At 70.0% G+C, this 22,724-nt stretch carries 27 protein-coding genes; 16 read left to right on the top strand and 11 right to left on the bottom strand.

Going from position 1 to position 22,724, the window contains the following annotated elements:
* Positions 1-46 precede the first annotated feature (46 nt).
* Positions 47-244 carry a hypothetical protein gene (locus ACFSXZ_RS10810; RefSeq protein ID WP_378263940.1) on the top strand — a complete coding sequence of 66 codons (198 nt, stop codon included), beginning with the start codon at positions 47-49 and terminating at the stop codon, positions 242-244.
* A 45-nt stretch (positions 245-289) separates the two neighbouring features.
* On the opposite strand, the gene ACFSXZ_RS10805 is transcribed toward ACFSXZ_RS10810, so the two are convergent.
* Positions 290-1,855, bottom strand: coding sequence for an FAD-dependent monooxygenase (locus ACFSXZ_RS10805; RefSeq protein ID WP_378263938.1), 1,566 nt, complete (start codon positions 1,853-1,855; stop codon positions 290-292).
* 50 nt (positions 1,856-1,905) lie between these two features.
* Between ACFSXZ_RS10805 and ACFSXZ_RS10800 the strand changes: the two genes are divergently transcribed.
* The gene (locus ACFSXZ_RS10800; RefSeq protein ID WP_378263936.1) at positions 1,906-2,634 is read left to right on the top strand and encodes a TetR/AcrR family transcriptional regulator; all 729 of its coding nucleotides are present in this window, start codon (positions 1,906-1,908) and stop codon (positions 2,632-2,634) included.
* Between the two features lie 5 nt (positions 2,635-2,639).
* Here the strand turns inward: ACFSXZ_RS10800 and ACFSXZ_RS10795 are convergent, their stop codons facing one another.
* On the bottom strand, positions 2,640-3,215 hold the full coding sequence (locus tag ACFSXZ_RS10795) for an ATP-dependent Clp protease proteolytic subunit (RefSeq protein ID WP_378263934.1): 576 nt from the start codon (positions 3,213-3,215) through the stop codon (positions 2,640-2,642).
* A 97-nt stretch (positions 3,216-3,312) separates the two neighbouring features.
* Between ACFSXZ_RS10795 and ACFSXZ_RS10790 the strand changes: the two genes are divergently transcribed.
* Entirely contained in the window at positions 3,313-3,696 is a 384-nt protein-coding gene (locus tag ACFSXZ_RS10790) for an STAS domain-containing protein (RefSeq protein ID WP_378263932.1), read from the top strand.
* 19 nt (positions 3,697-3,715) lie between these two features.
* On the opposite strand, the gene ACFSXZ_RS10785 is transcribed toward ACFSXZ_RS10790, so the two are convergent.
* Both ACFSXZ_RS10785 and ACFSXZ_RS10780 read right to left on the bottom strand, forming a co-directional pair.
* Positions 3,716-3,982 (bottom strand): DUF4235 domain-containing protein, encoded by a 267-nt coding sequence (locus ACFSXZ_RS10785; RefSeq protein ID WP_378263930.1) that lies wholly within the window; start codon positions 3,980-3,982, stop codon positions 3,716-3,718.
* Positions 3,983-4,064: 82 nt separating this feature from the next.
* Positions 4,065-5,660, bottom strand: coding sequence for a N,N-dimethylformamidase beta subunit family domain-containing protein (locus tag ACFSXZ_RS10780; protein ID WP_378263928.1), 1,596 nt, complete (start codon positions 5,658-5,660; stop codon positions 4,065-4,067).
* Positions 5,661-5,953: 293 nt separating this feature from the next.
* Between ACFSXZ_RS10780 and ACFSXZ_RS10775 the strand changes: the two genes are divergently transcribed.
* The 3 genes from ACFSXZ_RS10775 to ACFSXZ_RS10765 are packed head-to-tail and all read left to right on the top strand — an operon-like array spanning position 5,954 to position 8,158.
* Positions 5,954-6,160: a hypothetical protein gene (locus tag ACFSXZ_RS10775; protein ID WP_378263926.1), complete on the top strand. Its 207-nt coding sequence runs from the start codon at positions 5,954-5,956 to the stop codon at positions 6,158-6,160.
* 40 nt (positions 6,161-6,200) lie between these two features.
* On the top strand, positions 6,201-7,646 hold the full coding sequence (locus ACFSXZ_RS10770; RefSeq protein WP_378263924.1) for an MFS transporter: 1,446 nt from the start codon (positions 6,201-6,203) through the stop codon (positions 7,644-7,646).
* Positions 7,647-7,681: 35 nt separating this feature from the next.
* A complete protein-coding gene (locus tag ACFSXZ_RS10765; protein WP_378263922.1) occupies positions 7,682-8,158 on the top strand; it encodes a hypothetical protein in 477 nt (158 codons plus the stop codon).
* Positions 8,159-8,168: 10 nt separating this feature from the next.
* On the opposite strand, the gene ACFSXZ_RS10760 is transcribed toward ACFSXZ_RS10765, so the two are convergent.
* Positions 8,169-8,678 (bottom strand): DUF7144 family membrane protein, encoded by a 510-nt coding sequence (locus ACFSXZ_RS10760; protein WP_378263920.1) that lies wholly within the window; start codon positions 8,676-8,678, stop codon positions 8,169-8,171.
* Positions 8,679-8,849: 171 nt separating this feature from the next.
* On the opposite strand from ACFSXZ_RS10760, the gene ACFSXZ_RS10755 reads away from it, so the two are divergent.
* Positions 8,850-9,302 carry an archease gene (locus ACFSXZ_RS10755; protein ID WP_378263918.1) on the top strand — a complete coding sequence of 151 codons (453 nt, stop codon included), beginning with the start codon at positions 8,850-8,852 and terminating at the stop codon, positions 9,300-9,302.
* A gap of 18 nt (positions 9,303-9,320) precedes the next feature.
* On the opposite strand, the gene ACFSXZ_RS10750 is transcribed toward ACFSXZ_RS10755, so the two are convergent.
* Positions 9,321-10,505, bottom strand: coding sequence for an AI-2E family transporter (locus tag ACFSXZ_RS10750; protein ID WP_378263916.1), 1,185 nt, complete (start codon positions 10,503-10,505; stop codon positions 9,321-9,323).
* Between the two features lie 187 nt (positions 10,506-10,692).
* Positions 10,693-11,733: an epoxide hydrolase family protein gene (locus ACFSXZ_RS10745; RefSeq protein ID WP_378263914.1), complete on the bottom strand. Its 1,041-nt coding sequence runs from the start codon at positions 11,731-11,733 to the stop codon at positions 10,693-10,695.
* 37 nt (positions 11,734-11,770) lie between these two features.
* Between ACFSXZ_RS10745 and ACFSXZ_RS10740 the strand changes: the two genes are divergently transcribed.
* Positions 11,771-12,331, top strand: coding sequence for a TetR/AcrR family transcriptional regulator (locus tag ACFSXZ_RS10740; RefSeq protein ID WP_378263912.1), 561 nt, complete (start codon positions 11,771-11,773; stop codon positions 12,329-12,331).
* 82 nt (positions 12,332-12,413) lie between these two features.
* Here ACFSXZ_RS10740 and ACFSXZ_RS10735 read toward each other — a convergent pair whose 3' ends face one another.
* From ACFSXZ_RS10735 to ACFSXZ_RS10720, 4 genes are all read right to left on the bottom strand, one after another.
* Positions 12,414-12,902: a DUF2690 domain-containing protein gene (locus ACFSXZ_RS10735; RefSeq protein ID WP_378263910.1), complete on the bottom strand. Its 489-nt coding sequence runs from the start codon at positions 12,900-12,902 to the stop codon at positions 12,414-12,416.
* A gap of 21 nt (positions 12,903-12,923) precedes the next feature.
* Positions 12,924-13,292 (bottom strand): peptidase inhibitor family I36 protein, encoded by a 369-nt coding sequence (locus ACFSXZ_RS10730; protein WP_378263908.1) that lies wholly within the window; start codon positions 13,290-13,292, stop codon positions 12,924-12,926.
* 117 nt (positions 13,293-13,409) lie between these two features.
* Positions 13,410-16,004: a helix-turn-helix transcriptional regulator gene (locus tag ACFSXZ_RS10725; RefSeq protein ID WP_378263906.1), complete on the bottom strand. Its 2,595-nt coding sequence runs from the start codon at positions 16,002-16,004 to the stop codon at positions 13,410-13,412.
* Positions 16,005-16,104: 100 nt separating this feature from the next.
* A complete protein-coding gene (locus tag ACFSXZ_RS10720; protein WP_378263904.1) occupies positions 16,105-18,780 on the bottom strand; it encodes a LuxR C-terminal-related transcriptional regulator in 2,676 nt (891 codons plus the stop codon).
* Between the two features lie 266 nt (positions 18,781-19,046).
* On the opposite strand from ACFSXZ_RS10720, the gene ACFSXZ_RS10715 reads away from it, so the two are divergent.
* The 8 genes from ACFSXZ_RS10715 (at position 19,047) to ACFSXZ_RS10680 (ending at position 22,716) form a co-directional block, all read left to right on the top strand.
* Positions 19,047-19,490, top strand: coding sequence for a DUF7144 family membrane protein (locus ACFSXZ_RS10715; RefSeq protein ID WP_378263902.1), 444 nt, complete (start codon positions 19,047-19,049; stop codon positions 19,488-19,490).
* Between the two features lie 33 nt (positions 19,491-19,523).
* Positions 19,524-19,769, top strand: a complete 246-nt coding sequence (locus tag ACFSXZ_RS10710; RefSeq protein WP_378263900.1) for a hypothetical protein — start codon at positions 19,524-19,526, stop codon at positions 19,767-19,769.
* A gap of 34 nt (positions 19,770-19,803) precedes the next feature.
* Complete coding sequence (locus tag ACFSXZ_RS10705; protein WP_378263898.1) at positions 19,804-20,379, top strand: HdeD family acid-resistance protein; 576 nt, start codon at positions 19,804-19,806, stop codon at positions 20,377-20,379.
* A gap of 136 nt (positions 20,380-20,515) precedes the next feature.
* The gene (locus ACFSXZ_RS10700) at positions 20,516-20,935 is read left to right on the top strand and encodes an SHOCT domain-containing protein (RefSeq protein WP_378263896.1); all 420 of its coding nucleotides are present in this window, start codon (positions 20,516-20,518) and stop codon (positions 20,933-20,935) included.
* A gap of 31 nt (positions 20,936-20,966) precedes the next feature.
* Positions 20,967-21,464 (top strand): MFS transporter, encoded by a 498-nt coding sequence (locus tag ACFSXZ_RS10695; RefSeq protein WP_378263894.1) that lies wholly within the window; start codon positions 20,967-20,969, stop codon positions 21,462-21,464.
* Positions 21,446-21,712, top strand: a complete 267-nt coding sequence (locus tag ACFSXZ_RS10690; RefSeq protein WP_378263892.1) for a hypothetical protein — start codon at positions 21,446-21,448, stop codon at positions 21,710-21,712. The genes ACFSXZ_RS10695 and ACFSXZ_RS10690 overlap by 19 nt, the downstream gene beginning before the upstream one ends.
* A 121-nt stretch (positions 21,713-21,833) precedes the next feature.
* A complete protein-coding gene (locus ACFSXZ_RS10685) occupies positions 21,834-22,028 on the top strand; it encodes a hypothetical protein (protein ID WP_378263890.1) in 195 nt (64 codons plus the stop codon).
* A gap of 22 nt (positions 22,029-22,050) precedes the next feature.
* Positions 22,051-22,716: a hypothetical protein gene (locus ACFSXZ_RS10680; RefSeq protein WP_378263888.1), complete on the top strand. Its 666-nt coding sequence runs from the start codon at positions 22,051-22,053 to the stop codon at positions 22,714-22,716.
* Positions 22,717-22,724 lie beyond the last annotated feature (8 nt).

The raw sequence follows: 22,724 nt of genomic DNA, 5'->3' as shown, positions 1-22,724 counted from the left end.
GGGAAAAACGCGCGAAAAAAAGCGTCGCCGAAACTAGACTTCTGTCATGACGGTCGCGATCTGGGTGGCGCTGTGCGTCGCCGACATCATCGCAGGCCACTGGATCATCGGAACCGCCGGACTTCTGTTGCTCGCGGGTTCCGCGCCCAGCGGCCTGCGCCTTCGTGCGCGCCGCCGCCGGAGCCGGGCCTCCGCCCGCACGGCCGCGTCCGCCCGTCCGCGCACCGGCGCTCGTTCGGCCTGACGCCCGGCGCCGGAGCGCGCCCGAACCACGTCGCGGACTTGAGGTTCAGGCCACCGGCTCGTGTTCGGGTGAGAACGACGGCGCACCGGCCCATCGGCGCAGAGCGGCTTCCAGTCCCGCGGTGCTGTCGGTGTCGCCGGTGTTTCCCGTGCTGTCGGTGGCCCAGGCGACCACTCCGTCCGGGCGCACCAGCACCCCGGACGGCGTCGCGTGGCCGCCGGTCACGCTCGTCACTCGCCCGGCCCACGGCGCGGCCAGACGGGCGAACACGCCACCGGAAGTGCGATCGAGCAGCAGGAAGCCGCCGTCGTGACCGTGGTCGGCCAGCCGGGAGCCGTCGGCCGGCCACAGGTCGGGGGCGAACCGGCCGACCAGCGGATGCCCGCCGGGCAGGTCGAAGTGCTGCGTCACGCCGGAGATCTTCTTGACCGCGTAGGTCGTGCCGTCCCGGGTGCCGAGCAGATCCGCGACGATCGCCCGGAGGGCCGCGGATTTGGCGTCCCCGCGCATCATCGCGGTCTGGGCTCTTGTCCAGTCCAGCACCCAGGCGCCGAGGGGACGGCGCTCGGCGTCGTAGGTGTCGAGCAGTCCCTCGGGCGCCCACCCGGCGACCATGGCGCCGAGCTTCCACCCGAGGTTCATGGCGTCGCCGACCCCGAGATTCAGCCCCTGACCACCGAACGGCGCGTGCACATGTGCGGCGTCACCGGCGAGCAGCACCCGGCCCGACCGGTAGGTCGCGGCTTGACGGGCGTTGTCGGTCCAGCGGGTCGCGGTGGCGCGGAGCGCGGTCACCGTGACGTCGGTGCCCGACAGACGGCGCAGACTGGCCTGCACCTCTCCGAGGGTGACCGGCGCCGACCGGTCGGCGGGAACGTCACCGAACTCCAGGGTGGTCACCCGCCCGGGCTGGGGCCCGTAGCGGTAGGCCCCCCGGGTCGACCATGCCCATCCGTTCACGAGCTTCTCCGGGTCGGCGATCTCGGCGTTCGCCAGGTATCCGACGAATTCGGGGTCGGTGCCGGGAAAAGCGATGCCCGCGAGGCGGCGGACGGTGCTGTGCCCGCCATCGCACCCGGCCAGCCATCCCGTGCGCACCGGGCCGGCCGTGGTGCCGACGAGCACCCCGTCGCCGGTGTCTTCGAGCGAAGTGACCTCCACCCCGCGACGCACCGGCACTCCGAGACGCGTGAGGTGTTCGGTCAGCAGCGCCTCCAGCCGGGGCTGCGGCACCATCATCGCTCCGGCCACCGCCGCGTGCGCGGCGAGCTCGGGATCGGACTCGTCCACCAGACCGGGGTCGAGGACCAAGCCCGCGAAATGCCCGGTGAACCGGGCTCCCCCGGCCTTGGCCACACGAGCGAACGGCCCCATCTTCTCGAGCGTCTCCCGGTGCACTTTCTGTGCCGCGGCCAGCAGGCCACGGCGGTCGAGCGCCTCGGCCGTCGGCACGTTGACCGACATCGCCTTGTTCGCCTCGGCGGGCTCGGCCAGCCGTTCGAGTACCTGCACCTTCACCCCGGAGAGGGCCAGCTCGGCGGCGAGCACGAGGCCCACCGGTCCGGCTCCGGCCACTGTCACGTCCGGGTCCTCGTTCGCGTTCGTAGACACGAACAACGTTCTACTTACGAACAGTGTTCGTGTCAAGCTATGGTGGTGCGGTGAATCCGAGAGAACGGCGCGCGGCGCGCCACCTGCCGCCGGATCCCGCGCTCCACACCGGTCCCCGGGCGCGGCGCCGCAAGGCCCCGATCACCGTGGAAAAGGTCGTCGACACCGCACTGGCCCTCATCGCCGCCGAGGGTTACGAGGCGCTGACCATGCGCCGGCTGGCCGGCGCGCTCGACACCGGGCCCGCCTCGCTCTACGCCCACGTGGTCAACAAGGCCGACCTCGACGAGTTGCTCATCGGGCGGCTGTGCGCCGGTCTCGTCCTCCCCGAACCCGACCCGGCGTCCTGGCGGGACCAGATCCGCGACGTGTGCGCCCAGATCCGTGACCAGTACCTGAAATACCCCGGAATCTCCCGCGCCGCGCTCGCGATGGCCCCCACCGATCTGGAAATCGTGCGCGTCAGCGAAGGAATGCTGGCGATCCTGCGCGCCGGCGACATCGCTCCGCAGGCCGCCGCCTGGGCCATCGACGCGCTCATGCTGTATGTGGCCGGTTACTGCCTGGAGATCTCCATCATGAACCAGCGGAAGATCCACCACGACGCGGACTGGGTCGTCGACGGCGACGAGCTCCGGCGGCGGCTGGCCTCGCTGCCTGCCGAGACCTTCCCGCAGACCACTCGCTACGCGGCCGAGCTCACCGCGGGCAAGGGCCACGACCGGTTCGACTTCACCATCGCCCTGATGATCGACGGCGTGGTCTCCCGTCAGCCGTAGGTCGCTCAGTTGTGCTGCGGGACGCCGTGCGCCCCGGCCACCACGCGGTCCACGATGCCGTAGGAAAACGACTCGACGGCGGAGAAACTGCGTCCGCGTTCGAGGTCCCGGGAAACCAGCGCGAAGGACTTGCCGGTCCGCCGGCTCATTTCCCGGGTGATCTCGTCGTGCCAGTCATGGCGGACGTCCGCGCGCCGCGTGATGTCGTTCCCGGCGTCCCAGCGGGACGGGTGGCGCATGACGATCCGCGCTGCCGGCAGCGCGTACCGCTTGCCCGGTGACCCGGAGCAGAGCAGGAACTGCGCGATCGCGGCGACGAAACCGACGGCCCAGGTGGACACGTCCGCCGCCACGAACCGCATCGCGTCGTAGATCGCGAGCCCGGCGGAGAGCGACCCACCGGGCGAATCGAGGTAGAGGCCGATGTCTTCCCGGGGATTCTCGGCGTCGAGCGCCACCAGCTGGGCCACCACCCGTGCGGCGAGATCGTCGTCGACCTCGGCGCCGAGCACGATCGTCCGCTCACGCAGTATCCGGCCGAAAACGAAGTCCGACCACATCCCGGGCCTGGTTCCGGACATCGGGCACCTCCCGCTCAATGATGCCCCGATCCGCCGCCTTCCGGCGACGGTTCGCCCGGCCCGCCATTTTCGTCCGGATAACGCGTATGGTGCAGTCATGGCCGAACTTCACCAGCACGCCTTGGAGCCGGGAGCGCTGCGGATCACCCACCACCCCCGGCCGGACGGCGTTGTGCTGATCGAAGCGGCCGGGGAGGTCGATCTGAGCACCGCACCCGACCTGGTCGACGAGGTCCGCGAGGCGCTCGACCGGAGCGAGACCAAGCTGTGCGTGCTCGACCTGACGGCGGTGACGTTCCTCGCGTCCGCCGGTCTCGCCGCGCTGACGGAAGCGGCCCGTCACGCCGGAAGGCTGCACGAGCCGCTTCGGATCGTGGTGGACTCGAACCGCCCGGTGATCCGGCCGATCGAGCTGACCGGCCTCGATCGGATCCTCGCCCTCTACCACAGCGTCGACGAGGCCCTCGCCGCCGGAGGATGAGGGCGCGGCCCGGGAAAGCTCAGTGCCCGTGCTTCGGCTTGGCGGTGGCCAGCTTGTCGATCCCCTTGGCCGAAGCCCGGTCGACGGCGGCCTTGACCCCGCCGAAGATCGCGCCCTGCAACACCGCGGCGAGCAGCACCTCGCGCGTGCGATGTTCGGACGAGGTGGCCTCCGGCGCGTCCTTGTCCCCGGACACCGCCTTCCAGACCTGTTTGAACACCGCGCCGGCGAGCACCCCGCCGAGGATGCTTGCGGCCATACTCAGGGGTTTGAACAGCACATTCACGTCGAGCTCCTGATCGGTCCGGACTGCAGCGGGACTGGTTGTCGGCGGGTACCCGCGCCCCCACTCCCCGACACCTGGGGCATCACCGTTTCGCCGAGTTGTCCGGTGGAATGACCGGCGCCGGGTCCGGGGTGGCTCCGGGCACGCCCACCGCGGCCAGGTTGTCGGTGGCGGGATGGTCATGCCCGGCGGGCCCCGCCGCATACGCACGCAGGAGCCGGAGCGTGATCGCGCGGATCGCTTCCCCTGCGGTCGCGTCGTCGTGGTCGGGGGTGCAGTGCGGCCCGAGCGCGCAGATCCAGTACTGCGTGCCCGCGGCGAAGACTCCGGCGCCGCCGGGCACGCTGTAGTAGGTGGTGTCGGCGAAGTCCGGCCGCCCGCCGCAGACCACCGGCGAGTGGAACAGCACCTCGATCGGGCGGGGCGTGGGCACGGACAGGTCCACGCGCTGGTACTCGTTGCCGACCAGCCCGGGCAACTTCTGTCCATTGTGGACGATCCCGGTGAGCAGCCAGTTGTCCTCGTCGGCCACCCGGAGGTCGGCGTGCACCGGATTGCATTGGTAGAAACTGCCGAGCAGCACGCTCTCCGGGCGCGGGAAGGGCGGCGAGCGCCATTCCGGGGTGGCCTCGAGCGGATCGGTCAGGTGCACGGGATCCTGCTCGAAGGACTTGTAGCCGATCTCCAGCCGGTTCGGGCCGAGCGGGCTCGAACCGAACCGGATGTGCCGGTAGATCTCGTTGCCGCCGAAGAAGGCGAGGTTGACGCCGTGGTCACGGGCGGCCGTGGTGTTGCGGCGCATGTCGGTCGACCAGTACTCGTCGTGGCCGAGCGTCACGATCGCGGCCGCGCCGTCGGCCAGATGCGGGTCGGCGTGCAGGTCCACGTCCGTGGCGTAACCCAGCGGAAGTCCCGCCGCCTCGGCGAAGTGCACCATCGGGAGTTCGAAGAACAGGAAGTCACCCGCGCCCTGCATGGCCTGTGCCTGGTAGGGCCGGTCGAACGAGACCGCGCGCGAGCGCTCGGCCCTGCTTCCGCCCGGTGAGTCGTACAGGCTGTAGCCACCCCACCGGTTGTAGGCCTGCCAGGTGGTCACGGCGTTGATGAGGACGATCTTTCCCGCGTTCGAGGGCGTGCGCACGGTCAACGGCACGAACTGCTGGGAGCCGTTGTCCCCGTCGAGCCGGAACAGGTAGTCACCGGGCTCCCAGCCCGCCGTCGGCACGGACAGCGACGGCTGCCACGGCGCGACGACGGTGGAGGCCGGCTGCTGCACCACGGCCGGCGCCTGCCGACGGCCGGGCTGAGATGGTGACGCCCACACCTGCCGCGCGTCCGAACCGGCATAGGCGCCCATCCGGTAGGCCGTCACCGTGAAGTGGGCGGCGGTGGTGCTGACGAACAGCCGGACCTCCTCCCCCGGCAGCACCGAAGTGTGGTCGGCGAATCCCTCGATGTCGTGCTCGGCGCCCGGATGCGTGATCTCCCAGCCCACCGTGCCCGCCTGCGGCACCGGCAGGGCCAGCGAGGGAGGCGGCTCGGCCGAGCCGGGCTCGACCGGGCGGATTTCGTTCGCGCCCTTCGCGCCGCTGGTGCACGCGGCGGCCAGCACGGACGAGACCAGCGCCATCGTGACGAAGGCAGCACGTATCGCGCGAGGTTTCCGGATCCGGGCCATGAAGAAATTGTGTACGCGGTTCGCCATTGAGCCAAACCCGGGTTCTGAACCAGGTGAGTTTATTGAACACCGGAACACTTCGAGGTAAATATCTGCCAATTCCGACAAAGAAAGAACCCTTCGCCGCAACATTTTCGTGGCACATCGTGAGCACCTCGTCACGGTGATATCCGTGACAGTAGCGCTACGCTTCGTGATAGTTCCGCCGAATTCGGCCCGGGGAGGTGTGGACCAGGTTCGCCGTGGGTACTCGGCCTCCGGCTTTGCCCCGGGACGGAAGGACCCACCGCGTTATGGACGTCATCGAGCGGGATGACTGTGTCTCCGGAGTCGCCGAGCAACTGGCTCGGGAATTCGGGAAGAGCGTGCCCAGAGCGGACATCGAGGAAGTCGTGGCCACGGCCAGACGCGACCTCGACGGGCAGGTTCCCCCGCACGCGCTGGACGAGTTGCTGCACCGGCTCGCGCACTACCGCCTGTCCCAGCTCAGCCCGGCCTGAAAACGGTTTCCCCCGGCGCACGGCGGGGTAAAGAGGGCGGGTGACAGCGACAGCCGGCACCATCCGCACCCAGATCCCCGCGAGACTCGACCGGCTGCCGTGGTCGCGTTTTCACTGGCGAGTCCTGGTCGGCCTCGGCACGGTCTGGATCCTCGACGGTCTCGAAGTCACGGTCGTCGGCTCGGTCGCCTCACGCATGACCCAGCACGGCAGCGGAATCGCCCTGACGTCGGCCGGTGTCGGCATCGCCGCGGCCTTCTATGTCGCGGGGGCGTGCCTGGGCGCGCTGCTCTTCGGCAGGCTGACCGACCGGTTCGGGCGGAAGAAGCTCTTCCTGCTCACGCTCGCGGTCTACGTGGGTGCCACGGTGGCGACGGCGTTCGCCTTCGCGCCGTGGTACTTCTTCCTCGCCCGGTTCGTGACCGGGACCGGCATCGGTGGTGAGTACGCGGCCATCAACTCCGCCGTGGACGAGCTGATCCCGGCCAGGGTGCGCGGCCGGGTCGATCTCGTGGTCAACGGCACCTACTGGGCGGGCGCCGCGCTGGGCTCGGCGGCCACCATCCTGTTGCTGAACCCCTCGTTCCTGCCGGTGGACCTGGGCTGGCGGGTCGCGTTCGGCCTCGGCGCGGTGCTCGGCCTGGTCATCCTGGTGGTGCGGCGGCACGTGCCGGAAAGCCCGCGCTGGCTGTTCATCCACGGCCGTGAAGCGGAAGCCGAACGGATCGTGACGGAAATCGAACGTGACGTCACCGAGCGCACCGGAGCGATACTCACCGAACCGGAATCGTCACTGACCGTGCGGCAACGGCGGTCCATTTCGTTCCGGGAAATCGCCGGCACCGCGTTCCGGAAATATCCCAAGCGGGCACTGCTCGGCATCGCGCTGTTCATCGGGCAGGCGTTCCTCTACAACAGCATCACCTTCAACCTCGGCAATGTGTTCGGTAATTTCTACGGCGTCTCGTCGGGGACCGTCCCGGTGTTCCTGATCGTCTACGCGCTCGGGAACCTGCTCGGCCCGGTCACGCTCGGGAGGCTGTTCGACTCCGTCGGCCGCAAACCGATGATCAGCTTGTCCTATCTCGGTTCGGCGGTCGCCACCATCCCGTTGATCTGGGTGTTCGTGACCGGCGCCGGGAACGCCTGGGTGTTCACCGCCCTGCTGGTGGTCACCTTCTTCCTCGCCTCCACCGGTGCCAGCGCGGCCTACCTCACGGTGAGCGAGATCTTCCCGATGGAGACCAGGGCCTTGGCCATCGCGTTCTTCTACGCGGTGGGCACCGGTCTCGGCGGGATCGCCGGTCCGCTGATGTTCGGTCAGTTCGTCGACAGCGGCAGCAAATCCCTGGTGGGTCTCGGCTTCGCGATCGGCGCGGCCGCGATGGCGCTGGGTGGCGTCGCGGAACTGATGTTCGGGGTCAAGGCCGAACGGGCCGGGCTGGAAAGCATCGCCAAGCCGCTGACCGCGGAGCAGCCCGCCTGAGCGGTTGACCGGACGACCGGTGGGTACCCGCCGGTATGGTCAGTTCATTGTTCCGTGGCGCGCTCGCGGGTGCCGCCGGTACCACCGCGTTGAACGCCGCCACCTACCTCGACATGGCCCTGCGCGGCCGGGGTGCCAGCGAAACCCCGGAGCAGACGGTGGACCGTCTGTCGGAAAAGGCCGGGATCACCGTGCCCGGCGACGAAGAACACCGAAGCAACCGGTTCTCGGGGCTGGGCGCGCTGATGGGGATTTCCACCGGGATCGCGGTCGGCGCCGGCTACGGGCTCGCACGCCGCCTCGGCTGGCGGCCCCGGCTTCCGGTGGGCGGGCTCGCCGCCGGGCTGACCGCGATGGCCGGATCGTCCGCTCCGATGACCGTCCTCGGCATCACCGACCCGCGCCAGTGGCGTCCCGCCGACTGGGTCAGCGACCTCGTTCCGCACCTGGCCTACGGCCTGGTGACAGCCGCGACCTACGCCGCCACCGAACGTTCCCGTCGCCGCGGGTGAACCGGGGTTTTCAGGCCACGTACTTCATTTCGCGGCCGTGCACGATGATCGCGTAGATCACCAGCACGTCGACGATGATGATCAGGATCGACCAGATCGGGTAGGCCGCGATGAAGCCCAGGTGCACGATGGCGCTGGCGGCGGCGAGCACGACGCCGCCGACGCGCGCCACGATGTTCCCGGTCAGCAGCGCGGCTCCGATCACCACGGCCAGCACCCCGAGGCCGAACTCGAGCCAGCCCCAGATCGTGTAGTCGACGTGGAGCACAAGCCCGTTCTGGGAGACGAAGTAGTAATTCCGGTCGAAGACCGCGACCAGGCCTTCGACCGCGTGGAACACTCCGAGCAGGATCATCATGATCGCGCCGAAGGCCACCCAGCCGGTCCAGCCGGTCGTTCGCGTGGGCGTCGTGGTGCGGCGCCGGTAATCGCGTCCGGCTGCGTGAGCCATGCCGTCCTCCCGGATTCGCGTGGGCACCTTGCCGGGAGCATGCTCGGCCGCGGGAGGTCGCGTCCTCACTCGGGAAAGGTGAAGCCCGCCGAGCGTCCACAACGGGGCGTTCACGTCCACGGCTTCACCTGGAGCCGGTGACGGGAAACCCGGAACGATGAGGCGACGTGACGGTCACCCTGCGAACCTCACCCGCTTGGGGTGGTGCCGGTTTCGCTCCCGCTTTCGACGCTTTTCCTTGTGACCACGCGCGATGCCGGACGGATCTCGCGGGCGCGCGGCGGCGATGGCCGCCGGGCGCCGGTACACCGGGCGGACCTCAGGATCGAAGCGTGGGGCCCGACACGGGAGGCGTGCTTCGCCGAGGCGGTACGCGCGCTGGTGGACAGTTTCGTGCGGCGGACGCTCCCGGTGCCCGCGTCCACGGTGTCCTACGAGGTGATCGGGGCCGGCGATGCCGCGTTGCTGGTGTCCGTGCTGGGTGAGGTGATCACCCGGATACGGAGGCGCAACGAGGTTCCCGTCGTCACCGAAGTGACGGCGACACCGGGCGGTGTGCTGTTGCGGTGCGAAGTCCTCGACACCGGCGCGGTGTTGTCGTCCGGCGTGCTGCCGAAGGGGATTTCCCGGCCTCGCGCCCGGATCGGGCCGACGGAGAACGGCTGGTTCTGTTCGGTGCGCGTGGACGTCTGAGGAGGCAATGCCCGCCGGTCAACGGTTCTCGGCATCGTCCCTTTCGCCACTGCCCGTTTCATCACTGTCCTGTTCGTCACTGTCCTGTTCGTCACCGCCCTGTTCGCGACTGTCCTTTTCGGACCGTCGTCGTTTCGTCTCGGTGTCCCCGCTGGAAAGGTTGAGCAGCGTGGCGACCCAGCCCGCGCGCGGATCGACGTCGATGAGGGTCGTCCTCACCAGCAGGGTCATCGGGACCGCCAGGATCGCGCCCAGCGGCCCGAGCACCCACGTCCAGAAGATCAGGGCGAGAAACGTCATCACCGCCGACAAGCCGACCGCGTCACCGACGTAGTAAGGCTGGATCAGCGACTGCACCACGAGGTTGAGCACGCAGTACACCGCGATCACGATCAGCATGAGCTGCCATCCGCCGACGAGGAGGGCCAGCAGCGCGGGCGGGATCAGACCGAGGATGAACCCGACGTTGGGAATGTAGTTGGTGACGAAGGAAAGCAGGCCCCACAGCAGCGCCACCGGCACCCCGAGGATCAGCAGCGCGATCGTGTCCAGTACCGCGACGATGAAGCCGAACACGGTGGTGACGGCGAGATAGCGGCGGGTCTTCCCGGCGAACTCGCCGAGCGCGGCCGCCGCGTTGGGCCGCTCGGCGGCGACCATCGCCATCCGCTCGTCGAACCCGTTGGCCTCCACGCTCAGGAAGAGCAGCAGCGCCAGCAGGAACACCACGCTCTCCACGACCCCCGACACGCCGCTCAGGAACGATCCGGCGTAGGCGGCGATCTTGCTGAAATCCGCGGAGTGCGCCAGGTCGCCGATCTGGCCCTTGCCGACACCGAACTTCGCCAGCGTGCCGGTGAAGCGGGCGATCAGCGCGTCGAACCGGTCCGCGTACTGGGGCAGCAAGGTGACCAGACGCGCCACCGAGACGATGAGCACGACGCCGAGCACGACGATCACCCCGTACACGAGCACGACGAGCGCGATCGTCGCCAGCCAGGCCGGGACGCGATGGGTGATCAGCCACCGGTGCACCGGCGCGATCGTGAGGACGATGACGAGCGCGAGCAGCACCGGTGAGACCAGCCAGGACACCGCCTTCACCCCGGCGACGGCGACCACGACCGACGCCGCGCCGACCAGCAGCACGACGGCACGGGGCACCACCGGTGCCGCCTGTGTCTCCGTCTGCCGCGAGGTCATCGCACTGACGCTAGAACCTCCCGCCTCAACCCGCCCTCACCCCACAAGGAGGAGCTGTCGCGCGAAGCGCGCCCGTTGAGGGTGGTGGTGGGCGACGGGAGGGGGAGCTGTCGCGCGAAGCGCGTCTTGAGGGCGTTCGCGCTGCTGGGCGCGATCGTCGTCCAGTTCAGCCCCGCTGAGCCAGGTTTCAGGCGCCGAGTCCGACCGCGCGGTGGAGGTCGGCGGCGTAGGCATCGGGCTGTTCCCAGGCCGCGAAGTGGCCGCCTGCCGGGTGTTCCACGTATTCGCACACGTTCAGGAACGCCTCGGCGTAGCTTCGCGGTTCGGGTTTGATGTCGTGCGGGAACACGGAGAGCACGGTCGGCGTGGCGATCCGGTCGGGGAGGGTGACCGGTTCGGTGTAGGTGGTGAAAGAGGTGCCGATCGTGCCGGTGACCCAGTAGGCGGTGACCCAGGTCAGAAGCTCGTCCCGGGTGAAGGCCGCTGGGCCGGACCAGGACTCCAGTTTCTCGATGATCCATGCCGCGAGGCCGGCGGGTGAGTCGCCGAGGGCGACGGCGAGCGTGTTCGGCCGCGTCGACTGTTCGGCGATGTACCCGCCCTCGGCCCGGAACCACTGCGCCGACCGGGCGAGATAGGCCGCCGCGTCCGGCGCGAGCTTCGCCGGGTCCGCCGTGAGCGCACGCTGTGGAGCGACGTTCGTGAGGTGCAGGGCGGCCACCCGGTCCGGGTGTCCGGCCGCGAGGAGTTCCGCGATGATGCCACCGACATCGCCACCGGACACCGTGTATCGCGAGTAACCGAGCTCGTCGAGAGCGTCGGCGACGATCCCGGCGATCCGGTTCGGTGACATGCCGGGCGTGGTGAGCGGAGCGGCGAACGGGAAGCCCGGCAACGCGGGAACCACTACGTGCAGGTCCGTGAGCAACGGCAGGACGCGCTCGAACCGCAACACCGAGTCCGGCCAGCCATGCAGCAGCACGACAACTCCCGCACCGGGGTCCGCGGACCGCTGATGGATCACCCGCAGTTCGGTGTCGCCTGCCCGCACCGTCACCCAGGGGAATGCGCGGATGCGGCGCTCGTGCACGTCCCAGTCGTAGCCGTCGGCCCAGTGGTCGAGCAGTTGGCCGAGGCGAGAGCCGGTGATGCCGCGCGTCCCGTCCTCGCTCCACGGGATCGTGACGCGCCGGGTCCGCCGAAGTCGTTCGCGTAGGTCGTCCGTCATGTGTATCAGCGTACACATAATGTGTATGCTCGTACACATGAGTGTGCGCAACGCGGCCGCCACCCGGCAACGGATCCTGGACCACGCGCGACGCCAGTTCGCCCGGCACGGGTACGCGGCGGTCACGGTCAAAGGCGTGGCCGACGCGGCCGGCGTGTCACCCAACCTCATCACGCGCTATTTCGGCGGCAAGGAAGGCCTTTTCCTGGCGGCGACCCAGGTGGAGATCCCGGTCTCGGACTCCTTCGACGGGGACCTTCCGGCGCTGGGTTCGCGGCTCGCGGCGAGCATCGTCCAACGCTGGTTCGGTACGTCCGGGGACGACCCACTGCTCGTGCTGCAACGTGCGTCCGGTGAGCGCCGGGAGGCGGCGGAGGCACTGGCCACCTTCCTCGACACGAATTCGCTGGAGCCGCTGTACCGCTACCTGCGCGCCAGTGGTCTGGACGACTCGGATGCCCGGGACCGGGCCGCGGCGATCGACGCCTTCGTCCTCGGCGTCTCGACCCGCCGGCGGGTCCTGCGTTCCGAACTCGGCGACCCCGCTGATCTCCAGGCCTGGCTGAGTGCCACCATCCAACGCCTTGCCGACGGATGACCTGTCCCGCAACGGGGTTGCCGTGGGCAGTTCGCCGCGACCGGCGAACTGCCCACGGCCGGCATGGCTCCCGTCGGCGTGATCAGCTGGTGTACCCGGTGCAGGCGCCGTTGTCGGAGCTCACGTCGTTGGTGCAGGCCTGCGCCGGGCCCGGGGCGTAGACCATGTCCGTGTACCACTGGCCGCCGCCGGCCACGTTGACCACGTTGTTCACCCGCAGGTGCTTCTGGGTCTTCGTCTGCTGTCGTTCGACGCTGATGTCCCAGACGGCGCTGTAGCCGGCGGTGAAGCGGGTCCAGTTCGTCTGGCAGGACGGAGACCAGCGCAGTTCGATGGTGCCCCAGGAATAACTCCTGGTGAAGCCCGGCACCGTGGAGGCGTCCGCCGAGCAGCCCCCCGCCACCGGATCCTGGGAGTCGCAGTTCGCGGTCTTCAGGTCCGGCCGGTCGGACGGCGTGTCATGACAGGTCTGAGCGGGCGCGGGCGGTGCCGCATGCGCGGTGCCGGTCAGCGACAGCGCGATGCCCAGCGAAATCGTGCCTGCCGCGGCGGCGAGGCGAGTCCTTCTCATTGTCCTTCTCCCGTCCGTTCCTCAGCAGCTGATGTCGACGCGGTCGATCGTGTTGTCGTAGCTCCCCATGAGAGTGCGTTGGTAAGGCGAAGTGGAGCCGAGCTCATACCAGAACCCACGCCAGTCGTAGTAGGTGATGGTGCTCGGGCTGTTGTTGTCCACCGACGAGATGCGGTCGTTGATGGGCGGGTTGAACTGGTTCGAATCGCCCAGGTTGTAGGAGCCGCAGGCCGGCGCGCGCCACAGCAGGTTGGTGAAGTTGCCGTTGTCGTAGAAGCAGGAATGACCCGCGCTGCAGCTGTCCGCGGCGGCCGAGCCGGGGACCAGCAGGGCCGCTGCGAGGCCGGCGGCGGCCGTCACGCCGAAAACGCGGAGCCGGAAATTGGTCATGGACGTCCCTCCAGGTGTCGTCGGACCTGAAGGGAAGCAGGCAGGTGACCAGCGGATCCATACGCCGGACCACGCTCGGACCAAGCCCGGACCGCTCGTGGACCGGCCGGCCGGAGATCAGGTGAGGCCGTGTTCCCGGGCGGCGGCGGCCGCGGCGCGGCGGTTGTTCACGCCGAGCTTGGCGTAGATGGCGCGGACGTGGGTCTTGATCGTGTTGACCGACACGGCGAGATCCACCGCCACCTCGTCGAGCGAGGCCTGGGACGTCAGCCGGCTCAGCACCACGTGTTCGCGCTCGGTCAGCGGCCCGTCACCAGGACCGCGTCCGTCCATATCGGACAGTGCGCGGCGGATCCGGGCGGCGAAGGCGTCCGCGCCGCCGAACCCGCCGATCTGCTCGGCGAGCAGCTGCCGCACCTGCTCGTCGGCCTGCCGGAACGGCCGGATCAGCACGTCCGGCTCGGCCAGGCGGACCGCGTTGCCGAGCGCGGTGCGCGCGAACGTCCGGCGGCCCGAGCGGATCGCCACCGCGCACTTGACCAGCCAGCCTTCCAGGCGCACCGGTGACGAAGCGGTGTCGACGACGGTGTCCGCGGCACGGTCGGCGGCGTCGATGTCCCCTCGCGCGAACCGGTCCCAGGCGATCATCAGCGGTAGCTCGGGCGCCCTCGGCGCACGCCGTTTCGCCCACAGGAAGACTTCCCTGGCCGCGGTGTGGTGACCGAGCCGCAGCGCGCACCGGTATTCGGCCAGCGCCGCCGTGACCGCGAGTTCGGGCAGCAGAGCGGTGTCGGCGAGGTCCCACCGCGCCCCGCGCAGGAGCTGGAGTGCGTCGCTGTGCCGTCCGGCGTCGAACCACGCCGCGCCACGCAGGACGCGGACCAGGTACCGCAACGCCGGATCGGGGGCGTCACCGGCGGTTTCCGCCGCGCGCGCGGCGTCTTCCAGCGCCCCGGCCGGATCGAGCCGCATCAGGCGGGCGAATCCCAGCATGAGCCGGCTCATCGCCAGCCACGGGCACCGGCGCCAGTCGTGCCGGTCGGCGATCGCCACCGACTCCGCGCAGGCCCGTTCCATGGTGCCGTAGTCACCGTCCATTCCGGACGCCACGGCGCGCGCGGTAAGGCCGTGCATGACGAGGTAGCCCAGGCCCTGCTCACGCGCCAGCCGGTCCACCGCGTCCAGTTCGCGGCGGGCGTGGTCGCGCTCGCCGGTGCGGATGAACGCCCAGCCCGCGCCCAGGCGGGCCCAGGCTTCCAGGCCGGGCCCGTCACCGAAGACCTCGCGCCACTGGGTCGCCTCGATCTCGGGCGCTTCGCCCCGGGCGAGCGCGTAGGTCGTGGCCACGAGGCGGCGCAAGGACATCAGCTCGCCACGGGAACCCGCCCCGGCGTCGGTCAGGCTGGCGTGGGCCGCGGTCAGCTCGCCGGCTTCCAGGTGCGCGACGGCGGAGATCAGCGCCAGCCACGGGTCCTCAGCCGCGGCCGGAGCGCCGATGATCGACAGCGCCCGCCGGACCAGGAGGTGATCACCGTTGAGCAGCAACGGCACCGCGTGACGGTGCAACAGGTCGACCACGGTTCCGCGTTCGTCGGCCTCGGCCGCGTGATCGAGGGCCTTGTGCGGCTGCGCCCCGGAGGCGAACCACGCCGCCGCGACCCGGTGGAGGTCCGCGGCCAGCTCCGGTCGCCGGCGGTGGAGGTCACCGCGCAGGTAGGTGCGGAGCAGCGGGTGCGTGCGGTACGCGACGACGCCGTCGCGCCCGACGGCCATCACCAGCGCGCTTTCCCGCTCCAGCGCGTCGAGGACGGCGCCCGCGTCCTCTCGTCCCGACAGCACCTCCGCCAGCAGGGGGTCGGCCTCGTCGCACACGCTGATCACCTGCAGGAAGTCGACCGTGTCCTCGGGCCAGCGGGCCAGCACCTCCCCCACCAGGTAGTCGGCGACCGCGTGGTCGTCACCGGCGAAATCGGCGAGGAAGGCGTCACGGTCGCCGGCCTCGCGCAGTGGGCGTGCCGCCAGTCTCAGACCGGCGGCCCACCCGCCGGTCCGCTCCACCAGCAGGTGCAACTGGTCTCCGGTCAGCGTGACTCCGGTGGCGCGCAGCAGCCGCTCGGCGTCCTCCTCGGAGAAGCGCAGATCGTGCGCGCGAAGCATGCCGAGCCTGCCCTCCATCCGCAGCCGTGCCAACGGCAACGGCGGATCCGCACGCGAGGACAGCACCAGCCGCAGCATGGCGGGCTGGTGCCGGATCAACGTCTCGAGACCGTGCATCGTCTCCCGGGCGGTGACCTCGTGCAGGTCGTCGAGCACCAGACAGACGGGGTGGGGCAGGAAATCCAGGGCGTCCACGATCTCGGCCAGGAATCCGGCCTGGTCGCCCGCCTCCGGCGGTTCGAGTTTCGCCAGTGGACTGTCCGTGGGCACGCATTCCCGCAGGGCCTCGAGCGTCCCGCCCCAGAACCGCCTGGGCTCGTTGTCCGCGCCGTCCAGTGACACCCACGCCTTCTCCTCGCCACCGGCCGTCTCGACCCAGTCGGCCAGCAGGACCGTCTTGCCATACCCGGCAGGTGCGGCCACGAGCGTCACCGGTGCCTCGACCGCCTTGCCGAGCAGGGCGCGCAACGGTTCGCGCCGGACGAAACTGGCGGGCATGCGCGGCACGGCGGTCTTGGCGGGCGTAACCCGCGTGCTCCCGGGTTTGTGTCGCATACGGCCGAACCTAAGACCGGACGGCGGAGGACAAGAGGGGCAAACGGTCCATGGCCATGGGCCGAACGGCCCTGCTCCTTCTTTCCAGGTGGCCGGCCGATCAACCGTCGAGCGGCGGATACGGCGTGTCGAGGAGCCCGCGTTCCACCGCGACGGAAACGGCGTCTCGGCGCCGTTTCACCCCCAGCTTGGCGTAGATGGACCGGACATGGGTTTTGACGGTGTTCGGTGAAACGGTCAGGTCCTGGGCGATTTCGTCGAGCGAGCGCAGCGTGGGCAGCAGGCGGAGGACACTGCGCTCCCGTTTCGTCAGCGGCGCCGGAACCGGGGGCGCCCCCAGCGCCCGCCGCGTCGCGAGAACGTCGGCGGCGAAGTCGTCCAGCCCACCCAACTCGCCCCGCCGCGCGCTGATCAGCTCGATGATCTCGGGGGCCGCGGTCACCAGCGGGAACAGCACGCCCAAGGACTTCGACACCGACAGCGCCTCGGTCAGTGCCGTGACGGCCCGGGCCTGATCCCCGGCCTGTCGCGCGATTTCGGTCTCGACCAGCCACGCCTCGGCCACCGACCACGGCAGCACCGTGGGTACGACGCCGTCGAGCACCGGCCGCAGGATCTTCGCGGCGGGCCCCGGGCGGCCGAGCACCAGTTGAGCCCTGGCCCGCATGAGGGCGATCTCGCCGGACTCCGGGAGGGAGGTCCTTGCCCTGCCAAGGACCTCCTGCGCGAGTTCACCGAGGCCGAAGCGCACGGCGGCGCGGTGCTCCAGCACCGCGCTGAGCGCGTTTTCCCCGACGGGGAGGCGAGCGTCACCGACGGCCAGCCGCGCTTCGTGGAGCCGCCGCAGTCCCCCGGTCCAGTCCCCCAGCTCGAACCGGGCCGCCCCGATCAGCACGCCCAGCAACAGGTTCAGGCTCTGGATGCCCGGAGGCGACCCGGTCACGGCCAGCCGTCCCGCCCGGCCGGCCTGCTTGACGCATGCGGCCGGATCGCCCCGGAGCAGCGCGCCGTAGGCGAGCAACACGCAGGCCGCCGCCCCGGCCACGGTCTGCTCCCACCCCCGCCGCGTCGCCTCGCTGTCGGCTTCACCGGCCAGCTCGTTCATCAGCGGGTAGTCGCCCACCGAGCCGGCGATCCAGCCCAGCGCCGTGAGGCACTGGATCGCCACATAGTCCTGGCCGCGATCGCGCGCCGCGGCCAGTGCGGTCCGCAGGTGGTCACGCGCCTCGTCACGGTCTCCCGCGGCCATCAGCGCGGTACCCCGGTGCAGTAACGCCACGGCGTCGAGGACGGGCCCGCGCGCGCTCCGCCGTTCCAGCTCGTCCGTGGTCCGGACCATTTCGTCGACGTCACCGGCGACCTGGGCCTGCCGGGATCGCACGAGCCGTCGCAGCGTCTCCACCTCGGCCGATGGCTCGGCGGGCCAGGCCGCGTCGGCGTGCGCGAGATGCAGGGCGGCCAGTTCCGGCTCACCCTGTTCGAGTTGGAGGAACGCGGAAACGAGCGCGAACAGGCTTTCCTCCGCGATCAACTGGTCGCCGAGGACGGCCAGGGCGCGGCGCAGCGCGTCGTGCTCGCCCGCGAGCACGAGCGTCACGGCTTCGCGCCGGAGGAGACCGGCGACCTGGCCGGCGTCCGACGTCCTCGCGGCATGGGCCAGCGCCCGCACGGGCCTGCCGTGGGCGGCGAACCAGCCCGCCGCCCTGGTGTGCAGCGCCGCGGCCCGGTGCGGGTCGGTCCGGCTCACCTCGGCCAGCAGTACCGAACGGACGAGCGCGTGGACGCGGTACCAGCACTCCGAGGGCGCTTCCGCGCCCGCCCTCGTCAGCAGGGATGTCTTGCGTTCCAAGGTATCCAGCATCGTGGCCGCGTCGGCGCGCCCGGACAGCGCTTCGGCGAGTTCGGCGCACACCTCGTCACACACGCTGACCGCGCGGAGGAAAGCCCGCAGTTCGTCCGGCAGCCGGGAGAGCACCTCGTCGATCAGGTAATCGGCCACGGCGCGGTCGTTCTCGGCGAATTCGGCGAGGAAACGGTCCGGGTCCGCGGCTTCGCTCAACGAGGCGGCGGCGAGCCGCAGGCCGGCCGCCCACCCCTCGGTCTGCTCGAGGAGTTGCCGCGCCTGTTCCGGAAGCAGTTCCACGCCCGCCGAAGAGAGCAGCGCGCGGGCCTCGTCCGGGGAGAATCTCAGGTCACCGGCCCGGATTTCGACGAGCTGGTCCGCCAGCCGCAACCGCGCCAACGGGAGCGGCGGATTGTGCCGCGAAGCCAGCACCAGGCGCAGCCCGGCGGGCTGGTGCCGCATCAGCGTTTCCAGTCCGTGCAACGGTTCCGGGTCGGTCAGCTCGTGCAGGTCGTCCAGCACCAGCCACACCGTGACGGGCACCTCCTCGATCGCGCCGACGGCCTTGGCCAGGAAACCGAGGTCCCGGCTGGGATGCCGGGGCACGGCGAGGGTGCGGAGCGCGCTCCCGGACGGCACCGTTTCGCACGCCTCGAGCGCGCCGAGGATCGCGGACCAGAACCGGCGATCGTCGTTGTCGTCGGAGTCGAGCGATACCCAGGCGACACCGTCGTGGCCACGTGCCCAATCGGCGAGCAGCAACGTCTTGCCGGAGCCCGCGGGGGCACACACCAGCACGGTCATGACTTCCCGTGCCTGATCGAGCACGGACAGCAACCGCGGCCGGACGACGAATCCCGATGGCACGGCGGGCGCCGTGATCTTGATCCTGGGTACCCGCCTGCGCGCCTGTTCTCCTGTCGCTTCGGCCATCGGCCCTCCCTGCGCACCGGCTGACCGCGTGCTCGTCTCGTCGCCGGGCGCCGCCCGGGCGGGCACGAAGGCTCGCCCGCGAGCAGCGCGAGCGGTGCCGCACACCGCCGCACCAGCACTGTCGCACCGGCGCGTCCCCGGCAGCCAGGACGGCGGCGACATCTCATTACCTCCGGGCGATGAATCCCGCCGCGGGGCGCATGACGGTTGGTGACCATGCCGGCATGTCCGTCGGCACCGAGCCACCGAGACAAGGGGAGTCGGAGATGACCCACGCAGAAACCCAGACCGGCGCGGGCGGCGTCGGCACGACCGGAGCGACGACCACACCTTCCGGATGGATGGCCTTCAGCGCCGCGCTGCTGATCGTCGCCGGCCTCTTCAACGTCATCATCGGGCTGGTCGCCCTGTTCAACGGCGCCTACTACGTGGTGGGCCCCAACGCCACACTGGTGTTCAGCCTGGCCGGCTGGGGCTGGCTTCACCTGGGCATCGGCGTCCTCGCGGTGATCATCGGGGCCGCGTTGTTCACCGGAACCATGTGGGCGCGCATCGCCACCGTGGTCATCGCCGGCCTCAGCGCGCTGGCGCACCTGGCGTTCCTGGGCGTCTTCCCGATCTGGTCACTCATCGTGATCGCCATTGACGTTCTGGTCATCTGGTCCGTCACCGTGCACGGCGAACGGATTCGCCTGAGCCAGAGCCAGTGAGCGGGCCCCGCGTCTTCAGGCGGTGTCGAACCGGTGTCACGCTACGAATTCCGGGTGAGCGGGCGGCTGTCGGAACGCGCCCAGCGCGCCTTCGGCGACTACCAGGAAATGCGGATCGTGCCGGCCGCGACGGAGACGCTCATCTACGTCTCCGTGACCGACGAGGCGCACCTGCACGGCGTTCTCGCGTTGCTCGCGAACCTGGGCCTGCACCTGATTTCGGTGAACCGGATGGCGGAACCGGTCGGCGAACCGGGCGAAGGGGAAAGCGGTCGGTGACCTCACTTGCCCCACCGGAGGGGAAAGGAGCGGCATGAACGAGCCCCGCACCCGGCCCTTCCCGGTGCCCGGGGTCCGGGTGCCGTGGTGGGTTCTGCTGGCCGTCGGCGTGCTCTGGCTGGTCTTCGGGATGGTGGTCCTGCAGTTCGACCTGACCTCCGCGAAGTCGATCGCGCTGGCCGCCGGCCTGCTGCTCGTGGTCACCGCGTTCGGGCAACTCGTCACCGCGCAGGCGGCGCACCGGTGGTGGTGGGTCCACGCGCTGCTCGCCGCGCTGTTCTTCGTCGGCGGGATGATCGCGCTCGTCTGGCCCGACCCCACCTTCCACGTGCTCGCCCGCCTGGTGGCGTGGTTCCTGTTCTTCAAGGGATGTGCCGACCTCGTCGTCGGGCTCGCCGTCCGCGCCGACGAGGTCGCGGAAAGGACCCTGTGGTGGGTCTTCCTGGTGCTCGCGGCCGTCGAGATAGGACTGGCGTTCTGGGCGGCGGGCAGCTTTACGCGGTCGGCCGCGCTGTTGATGCTCTGGATCGGTCTGGTCGCCGTGGTCAAAGGCGTCACCGACATCGCGCTCGCGTTCGGTCTCCGCTCGTGGGAACGACACCCTGGTTGAGGACGACCCGCCTGGCGAAGACGGGAAGAACTCACCATTTTCAGGTGGCGCGCACCGGCGACGACCGGCCGAGCGTGGCGAAGGTCGGCAATTTCTTTTCCGCCCGCCATGGGCGGAGGAGTGATCGGAGGCCCCCGTGTCGAACTATCCGCTGCTCAACCTGTTCCTCACCATGCTGTGGTTCTTCCTGTGGATCCTGTGGCTGATGCTGCTGTTCCGCGTGATCGTGGACATCTTCCGGGACGACGACCTGAGCGGCTGGGGGAAGGCGGGCTGGCTGATCTTCGCCTGCATCCTGCCGTTCCTGGGCATCTTCGTGTATCTCATCGTCCGCGGACCCGGTATGGGCGAACGTGAGGCCCGGCACGCGCGGCGCCAGGAACAGGCTTTCCGCGCCTACATCAAGGACGCGGCGGCCGAATCATCGGAGACCCCGACGGCGCCGAAGCCGCGTGCGGGCGTCGACGACCTCGAAAAGCTGATCGGCCTGCGTGACCACGGCGACCTCACCGAGGAGGAGTTCCAGCAGGCCAAGCGAAAGCTGCTGTCGGTCTGACGCGCCGGAACCCGGCTCAGCAGGGGGTGCGATGGGAGAACCTTCCCCCGGGCACCCCGCCGGTTCACGCCGGTGGGCCTCGCTCGCCGCGATCTGCACCGCCGCGGCGATCGTCTGGTTCGCCTTCGCCAATCTCGGCGTGGCGCTCCCGCGCATCGCCGACGAATTCGCCACCGACCTGTCCACCCTGCAATGGGCGAACAACGCCTTCAGCCTCGTCGCCGGCGCGCTGGTGATCGCCGCGGGCAACTTCGGCGATCTGTTCGGCCGCCGCCGCATGCTGGAGGCCGGACTCGCCTTGCTGGCCCTGTTTTCGGTCGTCGCGGCGGTTTCCCCGAGCGCCGGGGTGCTGGTTCTCGGGCGCGGGCTGATGGGGATCGGCGCCGCGCTCGTCCTGCCCGCCACCCTCGCCCTGATCCCGCCCCAGTTCTCCGGCCGGGTGGCGCGCTGGGCGTGGCCATCCTCAGCGCGTTCACGCGGGGCATCACCGTGCGGTCGGCGGAAAGCACCGTGGCCTCCTCGGGCCTGACCGAAACACAGCTCGCGCAGGCCCGGCAGTCACTGGTGAACTCCTCGTCCTTCAGCCAGGCGATCGAGACCCTTCCCTCCGGCATCCGCGACCGCGTCGTCCAGGCCGTGATCGGAGCCTTCACCACCGGCCTGGCCGGCACGATGATCGCCGCGGCGGTCCTGACCGTCGTCGCGATCGTCGCGGTGGCCCTGCTGTGGCCACGGCGATCGGCACGAACGCCCGTCGGCGAGACCGTCAGGCCGTGACCTTCGGCCCTAGCCCCACCTGTCTCCCACCACCACCCTCAATGGACACGCTTCGCGTGACGGTCACGTCCAGCGGTGTCGCCACGGAGCATCGGATGAATGTCACGAAAGGAGCACGCGAATGCGTCTCGAATTGACCGAAGAGGAAGCGGGAATCCTGCGTGAGGTGCTCCGCACGCACCTCGGTGACCTGTCGGCCGAAATCGCCAACACGGACAACCCGGCTTTCCGCCGGGCATTGCGTAACCGCCGCGACCGGCTGGCTCGCGTGCACACCGCGCTCGGGGAAGCCCCCGCCGTCACATCGTCGTCGTAACCACCCGAAGGAGGCCCGCGTCATGGACACTTCACCGTCCACAACGGACACCGCGCACGGTTTGCTGGCGGATCGTTTCGCCCCGCATCCGGATTTCGCGCAGATCCGGCATTCCGTGGTGGATGCCGAGGCAGGTGCCACCTACGCAGCCGCCCGCCACATCGATTTCGCCGAGGTGCACGGCATGCTCGTGGACGCGGCACTGTGGGCACGCGACCTTCCGCGACGGATGCGGAACAAACGAAGCGGAAATGGTGAACCGGGCGGATTCCCGGGCACGCCGGTGGTGACGGAACCGTCCGGCCGTCCCCGGCTTCGCTTCGACGACATGGTCGCCGGCTCGGACTGGGTCATGCTCGGCGAGCGTCCCGGCGAGGAGATCGCCGCCGGCGCGGTGGGACGGTTCTGGACGCCCGTCATCGAATGGCGTGCGGTGAGCGTCGACGAATTCGCCGCGTTCACGGAGCCCGGCTACGGCAAGATCGTGATGTCGTTGTCGGTGCGGCCCTACGGCGCGTCCCGCTCGCTGTTGTCCGACGACATCCGGGTGGTGTTCCACGACTCGGCGAGCCGGTCGCGATTCCGGCTCTACTGGGCCCTCGTTTCGCCGTTCGTCAAACTGATCCAGGACGCCACCCTGCGCGACATCACCCGCCAGGCACAGCGCTTCCCGGTCGGTTCTTCCTGATCTCCACC

It is taken from the genome of Amycolatopsis pigmentata (assembly GCF_042684065.1).
Taxonomy (GTDB): Bacteria; Actinomycetota; Actinomycetes; order Mycobacteriales; family Pseudonocardiaceae; genus Amycolatopsis_E; species Amycolatopsis_E pigmentata.
Note: the sequence above shows the minus strand (reverse complement) of the source record. Positions and strands in the feature narration are given on the sequence as shown.